We start from the raw sequence: 425 nt of genomic DNA on the forward strand, positions 1-425 counted from the left end.
CCCAATCTGTAAAGTGTGAAGTTTTTTAAGGCGACTTCACATCTGAATTTTGCAAGGAAACTATGCGATAAGCCTTATGTTTCCTATGTTTTTTGTCTATTGTCCATTTGCAAACGTACCCCTCTGTTAGATACCGAGGGGTTTTACCTGCTGGCGTGGCTTCGCCACACCAGCAACGGCTAGTCCGTGCCGTCGCCTTTCGCTTCGCACGTCGCCGTCCCGTCCTGCCTTGCTTGTGCAAGAGAGCCGATAGTCTGCAAAAAATCATGTTCTTTCGGGACTAAAGGCGTGTAAAACTCACTGATAACGCTTGTCCCCACATCACAATAGCCACGCCCTTTGATACGTTTCTGGAAAAACTGCTTTTTCACATCCGAACCGAACAGCATACCATAACCTAATTCGCTGATACGCCCAAGTCCCAC

At 47.8% G+C, this 425-nt stretch carries 1 pseudogene; it reads right to left on the reverse strand.

Annotation, left to right across the window (positions count from 1 at the left end):
• Window positions 1-179: 179 nt before the first annotated feature.
• Window positions 180-425 (reverse strand): annotated as a pseudogene (locus HMPREF0373_RS17285) (ATP-binding protein); the annotation flags it as partial.

The organism is Eubacterium ramulus ATCC 29099 (assembly GCF_000469345.1).
GTDB lineage: Bacteria > Bacillota > Clostridia > Lachnospirales > Lachnospiraceae > Eubacterium_I > Eubacterium_I ramulus.